This window comes from Stenotrophomonas sp. NLF4-10, assembly GCF_022359915.1.
GTDB classification, from domain to species: Bacteria; Pseudomonadota; Gammaproteobacteria; order Xanthomonadales; family Xanthomonadaceae; genus Stenotrophomonas; species Stenotrophomonas daejeonensis.
Genome location: NZ_JAKSEE010000003.1, coordinates 491,303 through 513,573 on the forward strand (window position 1 = coordinate 491,303; position 22,271 = coordinate 513,573).

Below are 22,271 nucleotides of genomic sequence, written 5' to 3' on the forward strand. Positions count from 1 at the left end.
CGAGCCGCTACACCGATGAGTAATTGGTCCCTCGACCAGGCCCGCAAGACCTATTCGATCCCGCACTGGTCCGATGGCTATTTCGACGTGGACGGCAACGGCCATGTCGTGGTGCGCCCCATCGGCATGCAGGGACCGGCCGTGTCGCTGCCGCAGATCGTCGACTCGGCCCGCGCCGCCGGCGCCAAGCTGCCGCTGCTGGTGCGCTTCCCGGACATCCTCGGCCAGCGCCTTGGCAAGCTGCAGGCCGCCTTCGCGCAGGCGCAGCAGGACTGGGACTACGCCGGCGGCTACACCGCCGTGTATCCGATCAAGGTCAACCAGCACCAGGGCGTGGCCGGCACGCTGGCCTCGCACCATGGCGAGGGCTTCGGGCTGGAGGCCGGTTCCAAGCCGGAACTGATGGCGGTGCTGGCGCTGAGCCGCCCGGGCGGGCTGATCGTCTGCAACGGCTACAAGGACCGCGAATACATCCGCCTGGCGCTGATCGGCCGCAAGCTCGGCCTGCAGACCTTCATCGTCATCGAGAAGCCTTCCGAGCTGAAGCTGGTGCTGGAGGAGGCCAAGGCGCTGGAGGTGAAGCCGGGCATCGGCGTGCGCATGCGCCTGGCCTCGCTGGGTGCCGGCAAGTGGCAGAACAGCGGCGGCGACAAGGCCAAGTTCGGGCTGTCGCCGCGGCAGCTGCTGGACCTGTGGAAGACCCTGCGCGACACCGAGTACGCCGACTGCCTGAACCTGCTGCACTTCCATATGGGCAGCCAGATCAGCAACGTGCGCGACATCGCCAACGGCATGCGCGAGGCCACCCGCTACTTCGTCGAACTGTCGCGGCTGGGCGCGAAGATCAGCCACGTCGACGTCGGCGGCGGCCTCGGCATCGACTACGAGGGCACCCGCTCGCGCAGCTACTGCTCGATCAACTACGGGCTGGATTCCTACGCCGGCAACATCGTGCAGCCGCTGGCCGAGGCCTGCGAGGCCAACGGCCTGCCGCAGCCGCGCATCGTCACCGAATGCGGCCGCGCGATGACCGCGCACCACGCGGTGCTGATCGCCAACGTCGCCGAGGTCGAGCAGGCGCCGGAAGGCCGCGTGCCGGAAGCGCACGACGACGAGCCGGCGGCGATCCGCCACCTGCGCGAAATCCATGGCGAACTGGACGTGCGCCCGGCGGTGGAGCTGTTCCACGAGGCCCAGCATTTCCACGCCGAAGGCCTGAGCGCCTACGCGCTGGGCCAGATCGACCTGCCGCAGCGCGCGCGCATCGACGACCTGTTCTACGCCATCGCCCACGGCGTGCGCGCGCGCCTGAGCTACGACGAAAAGAGCCACCGCCCGGTGCTGGACGAACTCAACGAGCGGCTGGTGGACAAGTATTTCGTCAACTTCAGCGTGTTCGAGTCGATCCCCGACGTGTGGGCGATCGACCAGGTGTTCCCGATCGTGCCGATCGAGCGGCTCGACGAACGCCCGGACCGCCGCGGCATCGTCGCCGACATGACCTGCGACTCGGACGGCATGGTCGAGACCTACGTCGAGAACGAGAGCCTGGACAGCTCAATGACGCTGCACGCGCTGCGCCCCGGCGAGGGCTACCGCATCGGCTTCTTCCTGGTCGGCGCCTATCAGGAAATCCTCGGCGACATCCACAACCTGTTCGGCGACACCGACGCGGTGGAGGTCAGCGTCGGCAGCGACGGCTACCGCATCGCCCAGCAGCGCCGTGGCGACACCACCGACGTGATGCTCGACTACGTCGGCTACCGGCTGGACGACCTGCGCGCGGCCTACCGCCAGCGCGTGGCGGCGGCCAACCTGGCGCCCGCGCGCGCCGCCGAACTGGACGCCGCGCTGGAAGCCGGGCTCACCGGCTACACCTACCTGTCCGACGAGCCGCTGGGCTGAGCACGACGGCGCGGCGACGGCCGGCCCTCGCCGCGCGGGTGCCCGGCTGCCTCCCCAGTTCCGGCGGATGGCCGGTACCCGCGTGAACCCGGTTTGCGTGAAGCAAATCACCATTCACTTGTAATGTCGGTCACATTCGGCCGATATTGCGCACCGGGGAACGGAGGCCGTGGTACTCCCATGCCGGGTGGAGGCAATGGGAGGGCCGCGCCTGCGTGGAAGCAAGGCAAGGCACAACAGGGGGTGCCCGCGCATGCCGTACGAGATCGTCCACACGATTGGCTCGACCGTCTATTTCGTTTTCTTCCTGCTGTTCCTGTGGGTGCGGCGCACGCCACGGATAAATTCCGGCGCCGGCTGGTGGGCGACGGCGATGCTGTTCGCGCTGGCGTCGCGGCTGGGCTGGTCGCCCTGCTCGATGGCGGGAAAGGCGGCATCGGCGTCATATCCACCTATACCGCGCTGAACGTGCTGGAGAAGCTGTGCCTGGTGATCGGGCTGGCGCGCTTTTTCGAGGTGCCGGTGCGGATGCGCTGGCTGGTGGTCGCCGCGTTGGGGGTGGAGGCCTGGATCTTCGCCGGCTGGGCCATCGGTATGCCATCACTGCTGCGCGGCGCCGGCGTGGCCGCATTCAATGCCGGTTTCCTCGCCTGGGCCGGCTGGATCGCCTGGCACCGGCGCGACGCGCTCGACCCGCGGCTGCTGTCGCTCACCGCGCTGACCAGCGTGCTGCTCGCGCTGCACTGGGCCAGCGCGTTCCTGATCATCGACCGCCAGCCAGGTTGGTTCACGCATGGCTTCATGCTCGGCACGCTGCTGGTGCTGGCGCAGTATTTCTCGCTGCTGGCGGCGGTGCTGCTGAGTTTCCAGAAGCGCCTGCTGGAAGCCGAGTCGCGCGCGCTGGACATGGCCTTCCAGGACCCGCTCACCGGGCTGAGCAACCAGCGCTACATGTGCGCGCTGTTCGAGAACGCCCTGATCCTGGCCACCCGCCCGCACCAGCAGGTGGCGGTGATCTTCATCGACATCGACAACTTCAAGCCGATCAACGACCGCGCCGGGCACCGCGTCGGCGACGAGGTGCTCAAGGCGACGGCCGCGCGCCTGCGCCGGGCCACGCGCAGCACCGACATCTGCGCGCGCGTGGGCGGCGACGAGTTCGTCGCCATCTGCACCCAGCTCGAGCAGGAGGAGCATGTGCACGAAATCGCGCGCAAGCTGCCGCATGCGCTCACCGAGGTGCTGGAAGTGGACGGCAAGCCGTACCAGCTGGGGGTGAGCATCGGCGTGAGCCTGTACCCGCAGCACGGCACCACGCTGGCCGAACTGCTGGAATGCGCCGACCGCGCCATGTACCGGATCAAGGGCAGCGGCAAGAACGGCTACCACATCCATGCCGCCGGCGAGCCGAGGGCCTGAAGCCCGCGGCCAACGGTGGAATCAGCCTTCGCGCGCGACCTGGAAGCCGGCGAAGGACTGGCTGGTCGGCATGATCTCCAGGCGGTTGACGTTCAGGTGCGGCGGCAGGTTGGCGACCCAGAAGATCTGCTCGGCGATGTCCTGCGCGGTCATCGGGTTGGCGCCCTTGTAGAGCTGGTCGCTGGCGGCTTGGTTGCCGTGGGTGCGCACCACGGTGAATTCGGTTTCGGCCATGCCCGGCTCGATCGTGGTCACGCGTACGCCGGTGCCGTGCAGGTCCGCGCGCAGGCCCAGCGAGAACTGGCTGACGAAGGCCTTGGTGCCGCCGTAGGCGTTGCCGCCGGGGTACGGGTGGATGGCGGCGGTGGAGCTGATGTTGATGATCGCGCCGCGGCGCTCGACCAGCCGCGGCAGCAGGTGGTGGGTGAGGGTGACCAGCGCGGTGACGTTGGTGTCGATCATCGTGCGCCAGTCCTCAAGGCTGGCGTGCTGCGCCGGCGCGGTGCCCTGGGCGAGGCCGGCGTTGTTGACCAGCAGGTCGATGCCGGCGAAGGCCGGCGGCAGCGCGGCCAGTGCCGCCTCCATCGCCGCGCCGTCGCGGATGTCGAAGGCGGCGGCGTGCACCGTGTCCGCGCCGAATTCGTCCACCAGCGGCTGCAGGCGCGCGGCGCGGCGGCCGGTGGCGACCACCTTCCAGCCGGCGGCGGCGAAGCGGCGGGCGGCGGCGGCGCCGAAGCCGGAAGTGGCACCGGTGATCAGGGCGGTCTTGGACATGGGCGGATTCCGTGGGGAAGAGACCATCGATTTTCGCACCTTGCCCCCGCAGGAGCGCACCTTGGTGCGCGATGGAGCTTTACCGGTAGAGCCCCATCGCGCACCAAGGTGCGCTCCTACGCGGGTTCCAGCCGAATAGGCAGCCCCCTTGAGTCAAGGGGGCGCGCCGACAGGCGCGGGGATATGGAAGCAACGGGCACGGGGCCCAAGGTTTGCTTCGCAAACTTTGGGGTAACACCGCCACCGGCGGGGTTACTGCGCTTTTATGGCCATCGCCTGCAAGCCGCTGCCATCGAGCTTGGCCTTGGCCTCGGCCAACTCGCTGGCGCTGCCGTACGGCCCCATGCGCACGCGGTAGACGGTGTTGCCGTTGATCTGCGCCGATTCCACGCGCGCGCTCAGGCCCATCATCGCCAGCTTGGCCTTGGTCGCCTCGGCGTCGCCGGAAGCGCCGAAGGCGCCGGCCTGCAGGATGTAGCGCACGTTGTCCGCCGCCGGGGCTGCAGCCGTGGCCCGGGTAGTTTCGGCCGGCTTGCGGTCGATGGCCGCGGTGGGGGTCGCTTGTGGCGCGGTGCCCGCTGCCGCCACCGGGCGCGGTGCCTCGCTCACCGGCGTCGGCAGCGGCGTGGCGGCCGGCGGCACCGGGCGGCCTTCCAGTGCGGCCTGTGCACGCTGGGCCTCGCTGTCCTGCCCGGCGCGTTCGGCGGCGGCGCGGCGTTGCGCCTCGGCCTTGGCGCTGGCGGCCAGTTCGGCGTCGGTCATCTGCACTTCCTTGCCGGGCAGCAGGGTGTAGAAGTCGTACTGGGTTGCCGGCTTGTCCGCCGGCTTGCCGTCGCCAGTGGCCGGGCGCGGCAGGTCCACGCCGGCATCGAGGTCGGCGTCGGCCACCGGTACCGGCCGGGCATCGGGGTTGGGTTGCGGGCCCACGCGCAGGAAGCCGTCGCCGTCCTTCTTGAACAGGCCGGGCGCGGCCAGGAACACCACGGCCGCGATCGCCGCGCCGGCGACCAGCCATACCCAGCCGGGGGTACCGTTGCTGCTGTTGCGCCGCGCCTGGCTCTTGCCGCGTCGTGCTGCCATTTCCGCCACGTCTCCTTGCTTACATCTTTTCCGGTGCGCTCACGCCCAGCAGGCCCAGGCCGTTGGCGAGGGTCTGCCGTGCCGCGCAGGCCAGGGCGAGCCGGGCGTTGCGCGTGGCGGCATCGTCCACCAGCACCGGCGTGCCGTGATACCACGTGTGGAAGGCGTGCGCCAATTCACGCAGGTACTGCGCGACCAGGTGCGGTTCCAGCGCGACGCCGGCCGCTTCCACCACTTCCGGGTAGCGCGAGATTTCGTTCATCAACTCCAGCGAGAGGGCGTCGTCCAGCTGCGCCAGCGCAGCCAGGCCCTGTGCCTGGTCGTGGTCCAGCCCCTTCTCCTGCGCCTGGCGCAGCAGCGAGCAGACCCGGGCATGCGCGTACTGCACGTAGAACACCGGGTTGTCGTTGCTCTGCTGGCGGGCCAGGTCGATGTCGAAGGTCAGTTGCGAGTCGGGCTTGCGCGCGATCAGGAACCAGCGCACCGCGTCGGCGCCTACTTCGTCGATCAGGTCGCGCAGGGTCAGGTAGCTGCCGGCGCGCTTGGACAGCTTCACTTCCTCGCCGCCGCGCATCACCGTGACCATCTGGTGCAGCACGTATTCCGGCCAGCCCTGCGGGATGCCCACGCCCAGCGCCTGCAAACCGGCGCGCACCCGCGCCAGCGAGCCGTGGTGGTCGGCGCCCAGCTCGGTGATGGCGCGCTCGTAGCCGCGCTGCCACTTGGAGAGGTGGTAGGCCACGTCCGGCAGGAAGTAGGTGTAGGTGCCGTCGGACTTGCGCATCACGCGGTCCTTGTCGTCACCGAAGTCGGTGCTGCGCAGCCACAGCGCGCCGCCTTCCTCGTAGGTATGGCCGGAGGCGATGAGCTGCTGCACGGTTTCGGCGACCTTGCCGTCCTTGTATAGCGAGCTTTCGAGGAAGTAGATGTCGAAATCCACGCCGAACGCCGCCAGGTCCAGGTTCTGCTCGTTGCGCAGCCAGGCCACGGCGAAGCGGCGGATGGAGTCGATGTCCTCGGCGTTGCCGCTGCCGGTGACGGTGCTGCCTTCCAGCTCCACGCTCTGGCCGAGCAGGTAGGCCTTTGCCACGTCGTCGATGTATTCGCCGTTGTAGGCGTCGGCCGGCCATTGCGCGTCGCCGGGCTTGAAGCCGCGCGCGCGCGCCTGCACCGAGCGGGCGAGGTTCTCGATCTGCACGCCGGCGTCGTTGTAGTAGAACTCGCGCTTGGCGTTCCAGCCGTTGGCTTCCAGCACGCGGGCGATGCAGTCGCCGATCGCGCCGGCGCGGCCGTGGCCGACGTGCAGCGGGCCGGTCGGGTTGGCCGAGACGTATTCGACGCCGACGCTGCGGCCGTTGCCGCCCAGGTTGCGGCCATAGTCCTCGCCCTGGCGCAGCACGTTGACCACCTCGCGCTGGTAGGCCACCGGCGCCAGCTTGAAGTTGATGAAGCCCGGCCCGGCGATCTCGACGCTGGCGACGTCGTCGCTGGCCGGCAATGCCGCCACCAGCGCCTGCGCCAGCGCGCGCGGGTTGCTGCGCGCGGCCTTGGCCAGCAGCATCGCGGCATTGGTGGCGAAATCGCCGTGCTCGCGGGTCTTGGGCCGTTCGACCACGAAATCCGGCGGCAGGGTGTCGGCGGGCAGGGTGCCGTTGGCGCGCAAGGCTTCGATGCCTTGGCCGATCAGGGCGCGGAGGAGGGCTTTCACGTTGACGGTCTGCTTGAAGCGCGGAACTGCGTATTTTACCTGACCGGCGTGACGGCCGCTCCGGCCTTGCGGATGCGGCGGTCAGCAAGGTCAACGGAGGGTGCGCCGGGCCCGTCCTGATAGGCCCCTACAGCCAGCCACGCGCGGCCAGCGACACCGGCAGGCCGTCGCCGACGACGAAATGATCCAGCAGGCGTACCTGCACCAGCCCCAGTGCCTCGCGCAGGCGGGCGGTGATGGTGCGGTCGGCGGCGGAGGGCTCGGGGTTCCCGCTGGGGTGATTGTGGCCGACGATCACCGCCGCGGCATTGTGCGCCAGCGCCCGCCGTACCACCTCGCGCGGGTGGATCTCGGCGCTGTCGATGGTGCCGGTGAACAATTCCTCGAAGGCCAATGCGCGGTGCCGGGTGTCGAGGAACAGCGCGGCGAACACCTCGTGCGGGCGCGGCCGCAGGCGCTGGGCGAAGTAGCGCCCGGCCGCGGCGGGGTCGGTCAGCGCGGTGCCGCGCTCCAGGTCGGCGGCGAGGTGGCGCTGGCCCAGCTCCAGCGCGGCGGCGATGGCGCAGGCGCGGGCCGGCCCCAGCCCCGGCAGCTGCGCCAGTTCGCGCGCGCTGCGGTCCAGCAGCCGGCGCAGCGGGCCGTGGTGCTGCAGCAGGTGGCGCGCGGTCTGCACCGCGTCGCGGCCGCGCAGGCCGGAGCCGAGGAAGATCGCCAGCAGTTCGGCGTCGGAAAGGCTGCCGGCGCCGTGCGCCAGCAGCTTCTCGCGGGGGCGTTCGGTGCTGGGCCAGTCGCGGATGTGCATGCCCAAAGCATGGGTGCGGCGTGCACCCGGAGTAATAAGCGGCGGCAGACCCTTCGGGTAAGCTAAAGATTCTTGTGCAGGTAGGAACTTTCCCCCCGTGACTGGCCCACATTCCCATGCCCAGGCGCCTGCGCGGCCGCTGGAAGGACGCAAGCTGCTGCTGTGCGTCGGTGGCGGCATCGCCGCCTACAAATCGCTGGAGCTGGTGCGCCGGCTGCGCGATGCCGGCGCCCGCGTGCAGGTGGCGATGACCGAGGGCGCGCAGCAATTCGTCACCCCGCTCAGTTTCCAGGCGCTGTCCGGCCAGCCGGTGCGCACCACGCTGTGGGACAGCGCCGCCGAGCAGGCGATGGGCCACATCGAGCTGGCGCGCTGGGCCGACCGCGTGGTCATCGCCCCGGCCACCGCCGACCTGCTGGCGCGGCTGGCCAATGGCCATGCCGACGACCTGGTGACCACGCTGTGCCTGGCCACCACCGCGCCGCTGACGGTATGCCCGGCGATGAACCACCGCATGTGGCTGCACCCGGCCACCCAGGCCAACCTCGCGCTGCTGCGTGGGCGCGGCGTGCAGGTGATCGGGCCGGAGGACGGCCCGCTGGCCGAAGGCGAATCCGGCCCCGGCCGGCTCAGCGAGCCGGACGCGATCGTCGCCGCGCTGGCCGCCGACCCCGCACCCGCGGCCGCGCCCGACCACCTGAACGGCGTGCGCGTGCTGATCAGCGCCGGGCCGACCTACGAGGACCTCGACCCGGTGCGCTACGTCGGCAACCGCTCCAGCGGCAAGATGGGCTACGCACTGGCCGCCGCCGCCGCGCGCCGCGGTGCGCAGGTGGTACTGGTCAGTGGCCCGGTGCAGATCGCCACGCCGCCCGGCGTGCGCCGCATCGACGTGCGCTCGGCCGCACAGATGCGCGAGGCGGTGCTGGCCGAGCTGCCGGCCGACATCTACATCGGCGCCGCCGCGGTGGCCGACTACACGCCGCAGCAGGTATCGCCGCAGAAGCTGAAGAAGACGCCCGGCAGCCACACGCTGGTGCTGGAACTGGTGCGCACCGCCGACATCCTGGCCGAGGTGGCGGCGCAGGAGGACGCGCTCAAGCTGGTGGTCGGCTTCGCCGCCGAAACCCACGACGTGGAGAAATACGCGCGCGGCAAGCTGGTCGACAAGCACCTGGACCTGATCATCGCCAACCAGGTCGGCATCGCCGGCGGCGGCTTCGAGAGCGACCAGAACGCCGCCACCGCCTACTGGGCCGACGGCCAGCGGGACTTCCCGGGCACCGCCAAGACCCAGCTGGCCGAACAGCTGCTGGACCTGATCACCGAGAGGCTGGACGCATGAGTACCGACAACGCATTGCAGCCATTGCAGGTACAACTGCTCGACCCGCGCTTCGGCGATGCCTGGCCGCTGCCGGCCTACGCCACCGAGGCCAGCGCCGGGCTCGACCTGCGCGCAGCGACCGAGGCGCCGATGACGCTGCAGCCGGGCGACACCGCGCTGCTGCCCAGCGGCATTGCCATCCACATCGCCGACCCCGGCCTGTGCGCGGTGGTGCTGCCGCGCTCGGGGCTGGGCCACCGCCACGGCATCGTGCTCGGCAACGGCACCGGCCTGATCGACGCCGACTACCAGGGGCCGCTGCTGATCAGCGTGTGGAACCGCGGCCGCGAGCCGTTCACCATCGAGCCGGGCGACCGCATCGCGCAGCTGGTGGTGATGCCCATCGCCCGCGTGGCCTTGCAGGTGGTGGATACTTTCACTGACAGTGCGCGGGGAACGGGTGGATTCGGCCATACCGGCGTGCGCTGACGGGGGAGATGCGCGATGAGCGAGGGGAATGAAGGCCGGCGCAAGGCTGCCGGGTTGGGGCGCTCGGCGCCGCTGCTGGCGGTGTTGCTGCTGTTGCTGGCCGGCTGGTTCGGCTGGAGTGCCTTTGACCAGTGGCAACAAGCCGATACCGGCACCGCGCTGGAGCAGGCCCGCGACCAGGCCGTGACCGCCGTCGGCAAGGCCGTGGCCGAGCAGAACGCGCAGTTCGCCCGCCAGCTCGAACGCGAACCGGTGAAGGCCGCGCTGGCCGCCGGCGACGCCGAGGCCGCCGCCAACGCGCTGCGGGAAACCTGGACCGGCGTGGACGAAGTGCAGGTGCTCGATGCCACCCTGGCCGCCGCCTACGCCGACCCGGCCGCCTTCGGCTATTCGCGGCTGGCGCTGCTGGAACTGGCGATGAGCGAAGGCAAGCCGGTGGCGCGCGTGGTGCGCGACGGCAATGGCCCGCGGCTGGGGCTGGCCGCGCCGGTGCAATTGCAGGACCGCGCGGCGGTGGCCTACGTGCGCCAGCCGCTGGCCCGCCTGACCGCGGTATTCGACATGCTGCAATCGCCGGAAAGCGCCTTCCTCGGCCTGCGCCAGGGGGCCTTCACCGTCGTGCGGAAGGGCAACAGCGGCCTCGGCGGTGGTGCCGACGCACTGGCCCGGCCGGTGCCCGATACCGGCCTGCGCGTGGTCGCCGAACTGCCCGACGCCACCGAAGGCCCGATGGGGCTGGGTACGGTCGCCTGCGCGGTGGTGGCCGCATTGCTGGCGCTGGTGGCGTTGCTGCTGCTGGTCGGCCGCAAGCGCCTGCCGCCGCTGCGCCGCAAGGCCGCAGCGGAGCCGGCCGACGGCGGTGTCACCCTGCAGCAGGCGCTGGAACAGGAACCGCTGCCGGTGGCGCCGGCACCGGAAGGCACGGGCGACGACGCCGGTGAGGCTGCCCCCGCCGTGCCGGAAGCCGACGCGGTGGTGCCGGGGATCTTCCGCGCCTACGACATCCGCGGCGTGGTCGGCAGCGAGCTGAACGCCACCGTGGCCCGGCTGGTCGGCCAGGCCATCGGCAGCCAGATGCAGGCGCAGGGGCTGCGCGACGTGGTGGTCGGCCGCGACGGCCGCCTGTCCGGCCCGGAGCTGGCCAACGCGCTGATCGACGGCCTGCGTCGCGCCGGCTGCGAGGTCATCGACATCGGCATGGCGCCGACGCCGGTGGTGTATTTCGCCGCCTACCACCTGCGTGCCGGCAGCTGCGTGGCGGTCACCGGCAGCCACAACCCACCGGACTACAACGGCTTCAAGATCGTCATCGGCGGCGAAACCCTGGCCGGCGAGGCGATCACCGCACTGTACGAGCGCATCCGCGACGGCCGCCTGCACCTTGCCGACGCACCGGGCAGCCTGCAGCAGCGCGAGGTCATCGACGACTACGTGCAGCGCATCGGCGACGACGTGCAGCTGGACCGCCCGCTCAAGGTGGTGGCCGACGCCGGCAACGGCGTGGCCGGCGCGGTGGCGCCGCAGCTGCTGGAAGCCATCGGCGCGGAGGTCATCCCGCTGTACTGCGAGGTCGACGGCGAGTTCCCGAACCACCACCCGGACCCGAGCGAGCCGCGCAACCTCGAGGACCTGGTGCAGATGGTCCAGCGCTTCGACGCCGACCTCGGCGTGGCCTTCGACGGCGACGGCGACCGCCTCGGCGTGGTGACGAAGGACGGCCGGATCGTGTTCGCCGACCGCCTGCTGATGCTGTTCGCCGCCGACGTGCTGGTGCGCAACCCCGGCGCACTGGTCATTTACGACGTCAAGTGCACCGGCAAGCTGCCCGACTACATCCTGCGCAACGGCGGCAGCCCGATGATGTGGAAGACCGGGCATTCGCTGGTCAAGGCGAAGATGCGCGAGACCGACGCCGAGCTGGCCGGCGAGATGAGCGGCCATTTCTTCTTCAAGGAGCGCTGGTACGGCTTCGACGACGGCCTGTACGCCGCCGCGCGACTGCTGGAAATCCTCGCCCAGCGCGAGGAGGCCCCGGACGAGGTGCTGGCCGAGCTGCCCGACGCGGTCGCCACCCCGGAACTGAAGGTGCCGGTGGCCGAGGGCACCCAGCATGCGCAGGTGGCGCTGGTGGTGGCCGCCGCGCAGGCCGAGGATTCGCCGTTCGCCGCCGCGCGCATCTCCACCATCGATGGCCTGCGCGTCGATTTCCCCGACGGCTGGGGCCTGGTGCGCGCCTCCAACACCACGCCGGTGCTGGTGCTGCGTTTCGAGGGCGACGACGAGGCCGCGCTGGAGCGGATCAAGGCGCTGTTCCGCGAACAGCTGCAAAAGGTGCTGCCCGACGTCGAGCTGTCCTTCTGAGCCGACCACTGTAGGAGCGACGTGAGTCGCGATGGGGTTTTACCGAGGAAGCCCGTCGCGACTCGCGTCGCTCCTGCAGGGATACCGGTCGCGGGCGCGTTGCTTGTGTGCATGGCGCGGGGGCAACACCCCGCCGGGCGCTGCACGGCGCTACTGCGGGGCGATGCCCTTGAGCACCCGGTAGCGGGCCAGGGTTTCGTCGATCTCCACGTCCAGTGCTTTGCGCTGGCGCTCGAACGCGGCCTGCAACCGCAGCTGCGCCTGCAGCTCGCGGTGGCGCTGGCGGATGTCGTCGGCCTGCTTGTCGGCGATCTTCTGCCCGGACAGCTCCTTGTTGCCGGCCGCCTGCAGCTGCGTGGCCAGCGCGTCGCGCAGGCTGGCCACGTTGTAGGCGGCGGTCTGGATGTTGTTGTCGACGATCGCCGCGCGTTCGTTGAACACGCGGCGCAATACGTCCTCGCTGCCATAGGTGGACAGCATCGCCTGCTCGGTGCGCTTGCGGGTTTCCACCGCGGCCGCATCCACCTGCGCCTGCGCCGCGGCCAGCGCGGCGTCGGCCTGTTCCTCGGCGGTGAGCGCGCGCTGCACCTCGGCGCTGCGCAGGCCGCTGCGCGCGTTGAACTCCTCGCGCGCGTTGTTCACCGCCTCGGCCGGCAGCGTGTCCGAGCAGATGCGGCGCCCGCCCTCGTCCCAGCAATACAGCTTCTTGCCGGCTTCCGGCTTGTTCTGCGCCAGCGCCGGCAGGGCCAGCGCGGCCAGCGCCAGCAGCGCCGTGGCGCCGGTCTTGGACGGATTTCGCATCATCGCAGCCCCCTGCGGTCAGCTCGTTGGATTGCTTCCGTACTGGCCGCGATAGGCCAGCAGCGGTTCCCGGTAGCCGACAAGTTCCGGGTTCCCGGAGGCGAATGCAAGCAGGTCGGCGAGGTTGGCCACGGCGATCACCGGGATGCCGGTCTCGGCGGCCACGGCCTGCGCGGCGGAGCGGCGGTCGTCCTCGGAGGCGATCTCCTGACGGTCCAGCGCAACGACAATACCGGCCGGGATGCCGCCCGCGGCGCGGATGGTGGCCAGCGCCTCGCGGATGGCGGTGCCGGCGGTGATCACGTCGTCGATGATCAGGATGCGCTTGCCGGCCATGTCCGCGCCGATCAGGCTGCCGCCCTCGCCGTGGTCCTTGGCCTCCTTGCGGTTGAAGGTAAGCGGCAGGTTGCGGCCGCGGTGCGAGAACTCGCAGGCGATCGCGGTGGCCAGCGGGATGCCCTTGTAGGCCGGGCCGAACAGCTGGTCGAAGGCGATCTCGGCGCCGTCGATGGCGTCGGCGTAGCAGTTGCCCAGCTGGGCCAGCGCCAGGCCGGTGTCGAAACGGCCGGCATTGAAGAAGTACGGGCTGACGCGGCCGGACTTGAGGGTGAACTGGCCAAAGCGCAGGGCGTCCGCATTCAGCGCCAGCTGCAGGAAACGGGAACGATGGTCACTCATGGTGCTGCGGTTTCTTGTCGTCTGGTAAAGGTGGCTAGGGTAAAGCATGGCTTCGGCGAATGCTGGCGCCGGCGGTATGCTGTGCCGCTCCCCCAGGCCGCCAGCGGGTTTCCATGCGCATCATCAGCTTCAACGCCAACGGCATCCGTTCGGCCACCAGCAAGGGTTTCGGCGACTGGTTCGCCCGCCAGCAGGCCGACATGCTGTGCATCCAGGAGACCAAGGCGCAGGAGGCGCAGCTGGCCGACCCGCTGTTCCGCCCCGATGGCCACCACTGCTTCTACCGCGACGCCATCACCAAGAAGGGCTACAGCGGGGTGGCGATCTGGAGCCGGCGTGAGCCGGACGAGGTGCGCACCGCGCTGGGCTGGGCGCCGTTCGACGACGAAGGCCGCTATATCGAGGCGCGCTTCGGCAACCTGAGCGTGGTGTCGTTCTACATCCCGTCCGGTTCCTCGGGCGAACTGCGGCAGGGCTTCAAGTTCGAGGTGATGGAATGGCTGCGGCCGATTCTCGCCGAATGGCTGGCCAGCGGCCGCGACTACGTGCTGTGCGGCGATTGGAACATCGTCCGTACCGCGCTGGACATCAAGAACTGGAAATCCAACCAGAAGAACTCCGGCTGCCTGCCCGCAGAGCGCGACTGGCTCAACGGCCTGTGCGCCGACCTGCCCGGCGACGCCGAGCCGGCCAGCGGCCGCGGCTGGGTGGACGCCTACCGCGCGCTGCATCCGCAGGGGCAGGACTACACGTGGTGGAGCAACCGCGGCGCGGCGCGCGCCAACAACGTCGGCTGGCGCATCGACTACCAGTTCGCCACCCCCGGCCTGCGCGAGCGCCTGCGCGGCTGCTCGATCTACCGCGACGAGCGCTTCTCCGACCACGCCCCCTTCACCGTGGACTACGACCTGTGAGCGAAGCGGCGGTGAAGCGCCGCCAGGGCTGGCGCGAGGTGCTGGGCAACCTGCGCCAGCGCAAGGTGCTGGCGATGCTGCTGCTGGGCTTCAGTTCGGGGCTGCCGATCTACCTGGTCGGCAACACGCTCGGCTTCTGGATGCGCAAGGAAGGCATCGAGCTGGACACCATCGGCTTCCTGTCGTGGGTGGGGCTGGCGTATTCGCTGAAGTTCCTGTGGGCGCCGATCGTCGACAAGACCGACGTGCCGGTGCTGGGGCGGATGCTCGGGCGGCGGCGCGGCTGGATGCTGTTGTCGCAGCTGGTCGCGGCGCTGGCGCTGGTGGGCATGGCGCTGGTCCAGCCCAAGGGCGGCAATCTGCTCGTGCTGGGCCTGTCGCTGGAGCACCTGCTGGTATTCGGCGTGCTGGCCACGGTGGTCGCCTTCGCCTCGGCCACGCAGGACATCGTCATCGATGCCTGGCGCATCGAGGTGGCCGACAACAGCGAGCAACTGGGCCTGCTGACCGCCTCCTCGGCGCTGGGCTACCGCACCGCGCTGCTGGTCACCGACGCGCTGATCCTGATCATCGCCGCGCGCGTGGGCTGGCAGCTGTCCTACGAAATCATGGCGGTGCTGCTGGGGCTGGGCGTGGCCGCCGTGGCGCTGGCGCGCGAGCCGGTGCGGGCCGTGGTCGCCGTGCACGAACAGGCCGCGCGCCTGTGGACCCCGCGCGGCCTGTTCGACGCGCTGGTCGGCCCGTTCCTGATGTTCTTCCGCGAGCACCGCAGCGGCGCGCTGCTGATCCTGGCGGCGATCAGCATCTACCGCATGGCCGACTTCGTGATGGGGCCGATGGCCAACCCGTTCTATGTCGACCTGGGCATGGACGAGGACACGGTGGGCGCGGTGCGCGGCTCGGTCGGGCTGGTCGCCACCTTCGTCGGCATCGCCCTGGCCGGGGTGGTGTCGGTGCGCTGGGGGGTGATGGCGGCGCTGCTGGTGGGCGCCATCCTCGGCCCCTGCTCGAACCTAGCCTTCGCATGGCTGGCCCACGTCGGCCCCGGCAGGCTCGAGTTCGCCATAGCGATGGCGGTGGACAACCTGTCCAGCGGCTTTGCCGGCACCGCGCTGATCGCCTACATGTCCAGCCTGACCAGCATCGGTTACACCGCCACCCAGTACGCCCTGCTCAGCTCGTTCTACGCGATGCCGGGCAAGGCGCTGAAGGGCTTCTCCGGCATGACGGTGCAGCACCTGGCGCAGGGCCGCACCCTGCTGGAGGGCTATGCGCTGTTCTTCGTCGGCACCGCGCTGCTGGCCATCCCGGTGCTGTTGCTGTGCCTGGCATTGGCGGCGATGCAGGCGCGCAGGCGGGCCGCACCGGTATGAGCGGGACGTCGCAGCTTGGCACCGCGCCCGTTGAAACCGGCCACGGCCTCGCCGATGATCCGGAGCGGGGGGACCGGCTGGATGGCGGGCGCGATGAAATGGCCGACCTGATCTTGCGGGATGTCGACCCGCTGCTGCTTGAGCGCATCTGCCGTTTGGCGGTGGCGCGCGGCTGGACCCGCGAATACACCTGCATGGTGCTGCTCGAGCAGGGCCTGTTCGCCGGCGAGCACGAAATGAGCCACGGCTTCGGGAATATCGAGGTGGACGCGCTGTCCGAGGCCATCCACGCCCTGCAGGCACTGCCGGCCGGCGCCGAGTTCGGTTGACCACTCTTCGTGGATCGACGTAGGTGTCGGGCTTGCCCGGCACGGGGCTTGGCCGGTGAAGCCTCAATGCGGGGCGAGCCCCGCATCTACAACCACTTGCCCGCGCCGAGACGGCCCTGCGCAGGTGCCGGGCTCGCCCGGCACGGGTCTGCCCGCCGATGCTTCCGGCACTCACGCCGGATGAATCGCCCCCAGAATCCGCGGCCCGCGCGCGCCGGTGACCGCCGGCAGGTTGCCGGGACGCCCGGCCAGGGTTTCGCGCGCCAGCCACGCAAAACCCATCGCTTCCATGAAATCCGGGTCCAGCCCATGTTCGGCGCTGGACACGACCGCCACGCCGGGCAGCCGCGCGCCGATCCGCCGCAGCAACGGCGGGTTGCGCACGCCGCCGCCGCAGACCAGCAGCCGCTTCACCCCGGGCAGGTGCGCCAGCAGCGCGTCGGCGACCGTGGCGGCGGTGAGTTCCAGCAGCGTGGCCTGCACGTCGGCCGGCGCCAGCGCCGGCTCGTCCAGCCGCGCCTGCACCCAGTCGAGGTGGAACTGCTCGCGCCCTGTGCTCTTGGGCGGCGGCAGCGCGAACCACGGCTCGGCCAGCAGCCGCGCCAGCAATGCCGCATCGACCCGCCCGCCAGCGGCAAACGCGCCATCGGCGTCGAAAGGAGTACCGAGGTGGCGCTGGCACCAGCCGTCCAGCAGCGCGTTGGCCGGGCCGGTGTCGAACCCGCGCAGGCTGCCGTCGCGCGCGATCAGGCTCAGGTTGGCGATGCCGCCCAGGTTCAGCACCGCGCGGTCCTCGTCGCCGCTGCCCAGCATCGCCAGGTGGAAGGCCGGCATCAGCGGCGCGCCCTGCCCGCCGGCGGCGACGTCGCGGCGGCGGAAGTCGGCCACGGTGGCGATGCCGGTCAGCTCGGCGATGCGGCTGGCGTCGCCGAGCTGCCAGGTGAAGGCGGGTTCGGCGGCGGGGCGGTGGCGGATGGTCTGCCCGTGCGAGCCGATGGCACGCACCTGCGCGCGGTCCACCCCTGCCTGCGCCAGCAACCCGTTGGCGGCCTCGGCGAAGGCGATGCCGACCCGTGCATCCAGTTGCCCCAGCGCGTCCAGCGACGTCGGCTCGCGGCCCTGGCCGAGCGCGACCAGTTCGGCGCGCAGCGCCGGCGGCCAGCCGAACGTGTGCCCGTGCACGAAGCGGCAGCCACCTTCGGTGGGGAACTGCACCAGCGCCGCATCGATGCCGTCGGCACTGGTGCCGGACATCAGGCCGAGGAACAGCGGCAATCGTGGATCGGCGGCGGGCATGGGATGTCCGGAAAGAAAGCGGGCAGGGAAGCTTCGAGGCTCCCTGCCCGCATCGTCAATGCATGTCTGCTCTGGATCAGCCGCGCTTGTCGGCCGCGGCGGTGGCGGGCTTGTCGCCGCCGGCCCGGGCATAGAGCATCTCCTCCATGCCGCGGATGCGCGCCATTGCCGGCGCGGTCTGCGCACGGAACGCGACCAGGGCGGCGCCCTTGAGCGGTTCCGGCGGCGGCATCGTCACCGAGGCCGGGTTGCGCTGCTGGCCATTGACGCGGAATTCGTAGTGCAGGTGCGGGCCGGTGGCCAGGCCGGTCATGCCCACGTAGCCGATCACCGTGCCCTGGCTCACGCGCTGCCCGGCCTTGATCTTGCCGAAGCGCGACATATGGCCGTACAGCGTGCTGTAGCCACGGCCGTGGTCGAGGATCACCACGTTGCCGTAGCCGCGCTGGGTGCCTGCGAACTGCACGCGGGCATCGCCGGCGGCCATGATCGGCGTGCCGGTGCGCGCGGCGTAGTCGATGCCCTTGTGGCCGCGGATCGTGCCCAGCACCGGATGCTTGCGCATGCCGAAGGTGGAGCTGATGCGGGTATAGCTCACCGGCATGCGCATGAAGCTCTTCTTCAGCGGCCGGCCGTCGATGTCGAAGTATTCGGTCTTGCCGCCATGCTCGTAGCGGAAGCCGGTGTAAGTCTTGCCGCCGGTGGTGAACGTGGCCGCGAGGATCTTGCTGGTGTCGATGCGCTCGCCTTCGCGCCAGGTTTCGTCCAGCACCACGCTGAAGCGGTCGCCGCGCTGCACTTCCCGGGAGAAGTCGATGTCGTAGTTGAATATCTCCTCGGTCATCGTGGCGATGGCCGAGGGGCTCAGCCCGGCCTTGCGCGCGGCCGCGTACAGCGAGCTGGTGATCTCGCCGCTGGTGACCACGGTACGGGTGCTGGTGACGCGTTCCAGCACCTGCTCCTGGATCTTCCCGCCCTGCAGCGACAGCTGCACGCGGTGGTTGGCGTCGCGGTCGAAGCGCAATGCACGCAGCTCGCCGTCCACCGGCAGGTCGAAGGCGACCTCGGCGCCGGGGCGCAGCCGGGTCAGCACCTCGCGGGTGCCGGGGTGCTCCAGCACCTGGTGCATCACCGTGGCCGGCACGCCCACCGAGGCGAACAGGCCGCTCAGCGTCTGCCCCGGCTCCACCCGCAGCACCTGCCAGCTGTCGCCGGGCACCTCGCTGCGGTGGGTGGGGGGAAGCGGCGGCAGCGGCAGCGCCAGCGTTGCCTGCGAAACCGGCAGCACCTGCTCGATGGAATTGGAGAAGCCCGGGACGATGGTCGCCGCCAGCGCGCCGATGGTCGCGAACAGGCTGGCGTGGATCCAGTGCCGGCGCGTCCAGCGCTCGTTGAACGCGGCCGGGAAGTGCTGCTTCAGCTTCCGATGCAGGGCGGTGTCGTGCAGGACATGGAGTCGTTCCTGGAAGCGCTGTTTGCGCGCATGGCCGTGATCGGGTTGGGACATCTCGCGTTTCTCTGGCCGGCCCGGATCGTGGGCCCAAACGCGGGTAACATAGACACCTGAAAATACCGCGTCAAACCATTGAGCCGCATGGCTTTTTGATGAATTGGGCGGTTAACCTCCACTTAACACCATTCATGCCTTGCGGCGAAGCCGGAGTTCCACGCGTGTCCTCGATTGATGAAGCCCTTGCCCAGATCGGCCGCGGAGCCGACGAAGTCCTCAAGCTGGACGAACTGCGCCAGCGTCTGGAAAGCGGTCGCCCGCTGCGGGTAAAGGCCGGCTTCGACCCCACCGCCCCCGACCTGCACCTGGGCCACACGGTGCTGCTGAACAAGCTGCGCCAGTTCCAGGACCTCGGCCACCAGGTCATCTTCCTGATCGGCGACTTCACCGGCATGATCGGCGACCCCACCGGCAAGAACGTCACCCGCAAGCCGCTCACCCGCGAGGACGTGCTGGCCAATGCCCGCACCTACGAGGAGCAGGTGTTCAAGGTGCTCGACCGCGAGCGCACCGAAGTCCGCTTCAATTCCGAATGGTTCGGCAGGATGGGCGCGGCCGACATGATCAAGCTCGCCGGCCAGCACACCGTGGCGCGCATGCTCGAGCGCGACGACTTCGCCAAGCGCTACGCCGCCCAGCAGTCCATCGCCATCCACGAGTTCCTCTACCCGCTGGTGCAGGGTTACGACTCGGTGGCGCTGGAGGCCGACGTCGAACTCGGCGGCACCGACCAGAAGTTCAACCTGCTGATGGGCCGCGGCCTGCAGGAGCACTACGGGCAGAAGCCGCAGATCGTGCTGACCATGCCGCTGCTGGAAGGGCTGGACGGCGTCAACAAGATGTCCAAGTCGCTGGGCAACTACATCGGCATCAGCGAGCCGGCCATCGACATCGTCACCAAGACCATGAAGATCGACGACACGCTGATGTGGCGCTGGATCGACCTGCTCAGCTTCGACATCTCCATCGCCGAGGCCGCGCAACTGCGCGCCGACGTCGAGGCCGGAAGCATCAACCCGCGCGAGATCAAGCTGCGCCTGGCACGCGAACTGGCCACCCGTTTCCACGATGCCGCTGCCGCCGAGCAGGCCATCGCCGGCTGGAACGCCGCGGTGACCGGGCAGGGCGACATCACCCAGCTGCCCCTGCAGGAAGTGGCCATCCCGGCCGAAGGCCTGCGCATTGGCGCATTGCTCACCGCCGCTGGCCTGACGCCGAGCAACTCGGAAGCCTCGCGCAAACTCAAGGAGCGCGCGGTCAAGGTCGATGGCAACGTCGTCGAAGACCCGCAGACCGTGCTGCAGCCCGGTTTCGAGGGCCTGTTGCAGGTGGGCAAGCGCAACTTCGCGCGGGTCCTGCTGGTCGCGGGTTGAGGCAACCGCGCCACGCAAGCTGAACCGCGATGGGGCGATATGCGGGAAATTTCCCGTGCCCCCTTCACAAAGCTGCAACACAGGCACATACTTCCGCTCCCTCGCCGCCGGCCCATGCGGTCAACGGCGGAGGAAGTCGAAGTCACCACTTCTTTGGGTGTTGACGGAAGCGAAAAGCCGGTCATAATAGGCGGCTCGCTTCGGTACTGACCCTACGGGGTTGGGTTGAAGGGTCAACACTCTCTCGACGAGGTGTTGACGGCAACGAAAAAGCCGCTATGATGGGCGGCTCGCTGGACGGAAACGTCGGGCAACGGAAGAAGGCGCTGAGGCCGATTCCAAGGTTCTTTGAAAGTATGCGCAGGTATCTTGTGAGGGCGCCTGCAGGAGTGGATGACTGTCCATCTTGCAGACGTTTGATCAAGCAATGAATCAATTGTTGTAAAGCAAGCGAAACGTTGCCAGGTCGACTTCTGCAGCTAAGAGTATTTGCCACTTGTGGCATGTAGTTTTAAGTGAAGAGTTTGATCCTGGCTCAGAGTGAACGCTGGCGGTAGGCCTAACACATGCAAGTCGAACGGCAGCACAGGAGAGCTTGCTCTCTGGGTGGCGAGTGGCGGACGGGTGAGGAATACATCGGAATCTACTTTGTCGTGGGGGATAACGCAGGGAAACTTGCGCTAATACCGCATACGACCTACGGGTGAAAGCCGGGGACCTTCGGGCCTGGCGCGATTGAATGAGCCGATGTCGGATTAGCTAGTTGGCGGGGTAAAGGCCCACCAAGGCGACGATCCGTAGCTGGTCTGAGAGGATGATCAGCCACACTGGAACTGAGACACGGTCCAGACTCCTACGGGAGGCAGCAGTGGGGAATATTGGACAATGGGCGCAAGCCTGATCCAGCCATACCGCGTGGGTGAAGAAGGCCTTCGGGTTGTAAAGCCCTTTTGTTGGGAAAGAAAAGCAGTCGGTTAATACCCGATTGTTCTGACGGTACCCAAAGAATAAGCACCGGCTAACTTCGTGCCAGCAGCCGCGGTAATACGAAGGGTGCAAGCGTTACTCGGAATTACTGGGCGTAAAGCGTGCGTAGGTGGTTGATTAAGTCTGTCGTGAAAGCCCTGGGCTCAACCTGGGAATTGCGATGGAAACTGGTTGACTAGAGTGTGGCAGAGGGTAGTGGAATTCCTGGTGTAGCAGTGAAATGCGTAGAGATCAGGAGGAACATCCGTGGCGAAGGCGACTGCCTGGGCCAACACTGACACTGAGGCACGAAAGCGTGGGGAGCAAACAGGATTAGATACCCTGGTAGTCCACGCCCTAAACGATGCGAACTGGATGTTGGGTGCACTTTGGCACGCAGTATCGAAGCTAACGCGTTAAGTTCGCCGCCTGGGGAGTACGGTCGCAAGACTGAAACTCAAAGGAATTGACGGGGGCCCGCACAAGCGGTGGAGTATGTGGTTTAATTCGATGCAACGCGAAGAACCTTACCTGGCCTTGACATGCACGGAACTTTCCAGAGATGGATAGGTGCCTTCGGGAACCGTGACACAGGTGCTGCATGGCTGTCGTCAGCTCGTGTCGTGAGATGTTGGGTTAAGTCCCGCAACGAGCGCAACCCTTGTCCTTAGTTGCCAGCACGTAATGGTGGGAACTCTAAGGAGACCGCCGGTGACAAACCGGAGGAAGGTGGGGATGACGTCAAGTCATCATGGCCCTTACGGCCAGGGCTACACACGTACTACAATGGTAGGGACAGAGGGCTGCAAGCCGGCGACGGTGAGCCAATCCCAGAAACCCTATCTCAGTCCGGATTGGAGTCTGCAACTCGACTCCATGAAGTCGGAATCGCTAGTAATCGCAGATCAGCATTGCTGCGGTGAATACGTTCCCGGGCCTTGTACACACCGCCCGTCACACCATGGGAGTTTGTTGCACCAGAAGCAGGTAGCTTAACCTTCGGGAGGGCGCTTGCCACGGTGTGGCCGATGACTGGGGTGAAGTCGTAACAAGGTAGCCGTATCGGAAGGTGCGGCTGGATCACCTCCTTTTGAGCATGACAGCATCGCCTGTCAGGCGCCCCCACAAGAGACCTGCATTCAGAGTTCCGCACCGGAAGCCGGTGTG

Annotated in this window: 17 protein-coding genes and 1 rRNA gene; 10 read left to right on the forward strand and 8 right to left on the reverse strand. The window is 68.7% G+C overall.

Features of this window, described 5'->3' with window-relative positions; all coding sequences use genetic code 11:
- Nucleotides 1-15: 15 nt before the first annotated feature.
- Nucleotides 16-1,905 carry an arginine decarboxylase gene (gene speA, locus MIC98_RS02275; RefSeq protein WP_239735172.1) on the forward strand — a complete coding sequence of 630 codons (1,890 nt, stop codon included), beginning with the start codon at nucleotides 16-18 and terminating at the stop codon, nucleotides 1,903-1,905.
- 360 nt (nucleotides 1,906-2,265) lie between these two features.
- Entirely contained in the window at nucleotides 2,266-3,324 is a 1,059-nt protein-coding gene (locus MIC98_RS17100) for a GGDEF domain-containing protein (protein WP_239735173.1), read from the forward strand.
- A 21-nt stretch (nucleotides 3,325-3,345) separates the two neighbouring features.
- On the opposite strand, the gene MIC98_RS02285 is transcribed toward MIC98_RS17100, so the two are convergent.
- The 4 genes from MIC98_RS02285 to radC all read right to left on the reverse strand — a co-directional run bounded on the left by MIC98_RS02285 (nucleotide 3,346) and on the right by radC (nucleotide 7,688).
- Nucleotides 3,346-4,098: an SDR family NAD(P)-dependent oxidoreductase gene (locus MIC98_RS02285; RefSeq protein ID WP_057639585.1), complete on the reverse strand. Its 753-nt coding sequence runs from the start codon at nucleotides 4,096-4,098 to the stop codon at nucleotides 3,346-3,348.
- Nucleotides 4,099-4,350: 252 nt separating this feature from the next.
- Nucleotides 4,351-5,178 (reverse strand): SPOR domain-containing protein, encoded by an 828-nt coding sequence (locus MIC98_RS02290; RefSeq protein ID WP_239735174.1) that lies wholly within the window; start codon nucleotides 5,176-5,178, stop codon nucleotides 4,351-4,353.
- A 19-nt stretch (nucleotides 5,179-5,197) separates the two neighbouring features.
- A complete protein-coding gene (argS, locus tag MIC98_RS02295) occupies nucleotides 5,198-6,886 on the reverse strand; it encodes an arginine--tRNA ligase (RefSeq protein ID WP_239735175.1) in 1,689 nt (562 codons plus the stop codon).
- A 127-nt stretch (nucleotides 6,887-7,013) separates the two neighbouring features.
- On the reverse strand, nucleotides 7,014-7,688 hold the full coding sequence (gene radC, locus MIC98_RS02300; RefSeq protein ID WP_239735176.1) for a DNA repair protein RadC: 675 nt from the start codon (nucleotides 7,686-7,688) through the stop codon (nucleotides 7,014-7,016).
- 97 nt (nucleotides 7,689-7,785) lie between these two features.
- Between radC and coaBC the strand changes: the two genes are divergently transcribed.
- The 3 genes from coaBC to MIC98_RS02315 are packed head-to-tail and all read left to right on the forward strand — an operon-like array spanning nucleotide 7,786 to nucleotide 11,864.
- Nucleotides 7,786-9,033, forward strand: coding sequence for a bifunctional phosphopantothenoylcysteine decarboxylase/phosphopantothenate--cysteine ligase CoaBC (gene coaBC / locus MIC98_RS02305; RefSeq protein WP_239735177.1), 1,248 nt, complete (start codon nucleotides 7,786-7,788; stop codon nucleotides 9,031-9,033).
- Nucleotides 9,030-9,503, forward strand: a complete 474-nt coding sequence (dut, locus tag MIC98_RS02310; protein ID WP_057639493.1) for a dUTP diphosphatase — start codon at nucleotides 9,030-9,032, stop codon at nucleotides 9,501-9,503. The genes coaBC and dut overlap by 4 nt, the downstream gene beginning before the upstream one ends.
- Before the next feature lie 15 nt (nucleotides 9,504-9,518).
- Entirely contained in the window at nucleotides 9,519-11,864 is a 2,346-nt protein-coding gene (locus MIC98_RS02315; protein WP_239735178.1) for a phosphomannomutase/phosphoglucomutase, read from the forward strand.
- A gap of 150 nt (nucleotides 11,865-12,014) precedes the next feature.
- Here MIC98_RS02315 and MIC98_RS02320 read toward each other — a convergent pair whose 3' ends face one another.
- Nucleotides 12,015-12,668, reverse strand: coding sequence for a hypothetical protein (locus MIC98_RS02320; protein WP_239735179.1), 654 nt, complete (start codon nucleotides 12,666-12,668; stop codon nucleotides 12,015-12,017).
- Nucleotides 12,669-12,683: 15 nt separating this feature from the next.
- Nucleotides 12,684-13,343 carry an orotate phosphoribosyltransferase gene (pyrE, locus tag MIC98_RS02325; protein WP_057639490.1) on the reverse strand — a complete coding sequence of 220 codons (660 nt, stop codon included), beginning with the start codon at nucleotides 13,341-13,343 and terminating at the stop codon, nucleotides 12,684-12,686.
- A 113-nt stretch (nucleotides 13,344-13,456) separates the two neighbouring features.
- On the opposite strand from pyrE, the gene MIC98_RS02330 reads away from it, so the two are divergent.
- The 3 genes from MIC98_RS02330 to MIC98_RS02340 all read left to right on the forward strand — a co-directional run bounded on the left by MIC98_RS02330 (nucleotide 13,457) and on the right by MIC98_RS02340 (nucleotide 15,959).
- The gene (locus MIC98_RS02330; RefSeq protein ID WP_239735180.1) at nucleotides 13,457-14,257 is read left to right on the forward strand and encodes an exodeoxyribonuclease III; all 801 of its coding nucleotides are present in this window, start codon (nucleotides 13,457-13,459) and stop codon (nucleotides 14,255-14,257) included.
- Nucleotides 14,254-15,630, forward strand: coding sequence for an MFS transporter (locus tag MIC98_RS02335; RefSeq protein WP_057639488.1), 1,377 nt, complete (start codon nucleotides 14,254-14,256; stop codon nucleotides 15,628-15,630). The genes MIC98_RS02330 and MIC98_RS02335 overlap by 4 nt, the downstream gene beginning before the upstream one ends.
- 98 nt (nucleotides 15,631-15,728) lie before the next feature.
- A complete protein-coding gene (locus MIC98_RS02340; RefSeq protein ID WP_239735182.1) occupies nucleotides 15,729-15,959 on the forward strand; it encodes a hypothetical protein in 231 nt (76 codons plus the stop codon).
- Nucleotides 15,960-16,130: 171 nt separating this feature from the next.
- Here MIC98_RS02340 and MIC98_RS02345 read toward each other — a convergent pair whose 3' ends face one another.
- Nucleotides 16,131-17,255 carry an anhydro-N-acetylmuramic acid kinase gene (locus MIC98_RS02345; RefSeq protein ID WP_239735183.1) on the reverse strand — a complete coding sequence of 375 codons (1,125 nt, stop codon included), beginning with the start codon at nucleotides 17,253-17,255 and terminating at the stop codon, nucleotides 16,131-16,133.
- 76 nt (nucleotides 17,256-17,331) lie between these two features.
- Entirely contained in the window at nucleotides 17,332-18,762 is a 1,431-nt protein-coding gene (locus tag MIC98_RS02350) for a peptidoglycan DD-metalloendopeptidase family protein (protein ID WP_239735184.1), read from the reverse strand.
- Nucleotides 18,763-18,926: 164 nt separating this feature from the next.
- Between MIC98_RS02350 and tyrS the strand changes: the two genes are divergently transcribed.
- Together tyrS and MIC98_RS02360 are read left to right on the forward strand one after the other, a co-directional pair.
- Nucleotides 18,927-20,138 carry a tyrosine--tRNA ligase gene (gene tyrS, locus MIC98_RS02355; protein ID WP_239735185.1) on the forward strand — a complete coding sequence of 404 codons (1,212 nt, stop codon included), beginning with the start codon at nucleotides 18,927-18,929 and terminating at the stop codon, nucleotides 20,136-20,138.
- A gap of 512 nt (nucleotides 20,139-20,650) precedes the next feature.
- A 16S ribosomal RNA gene (locus MIC98_RS02360) occupies nucleotides 20,651-22,195 on the forward strand.
- Nucleotides 22,196-22,271: the final 76 nt, after the last annotated feature.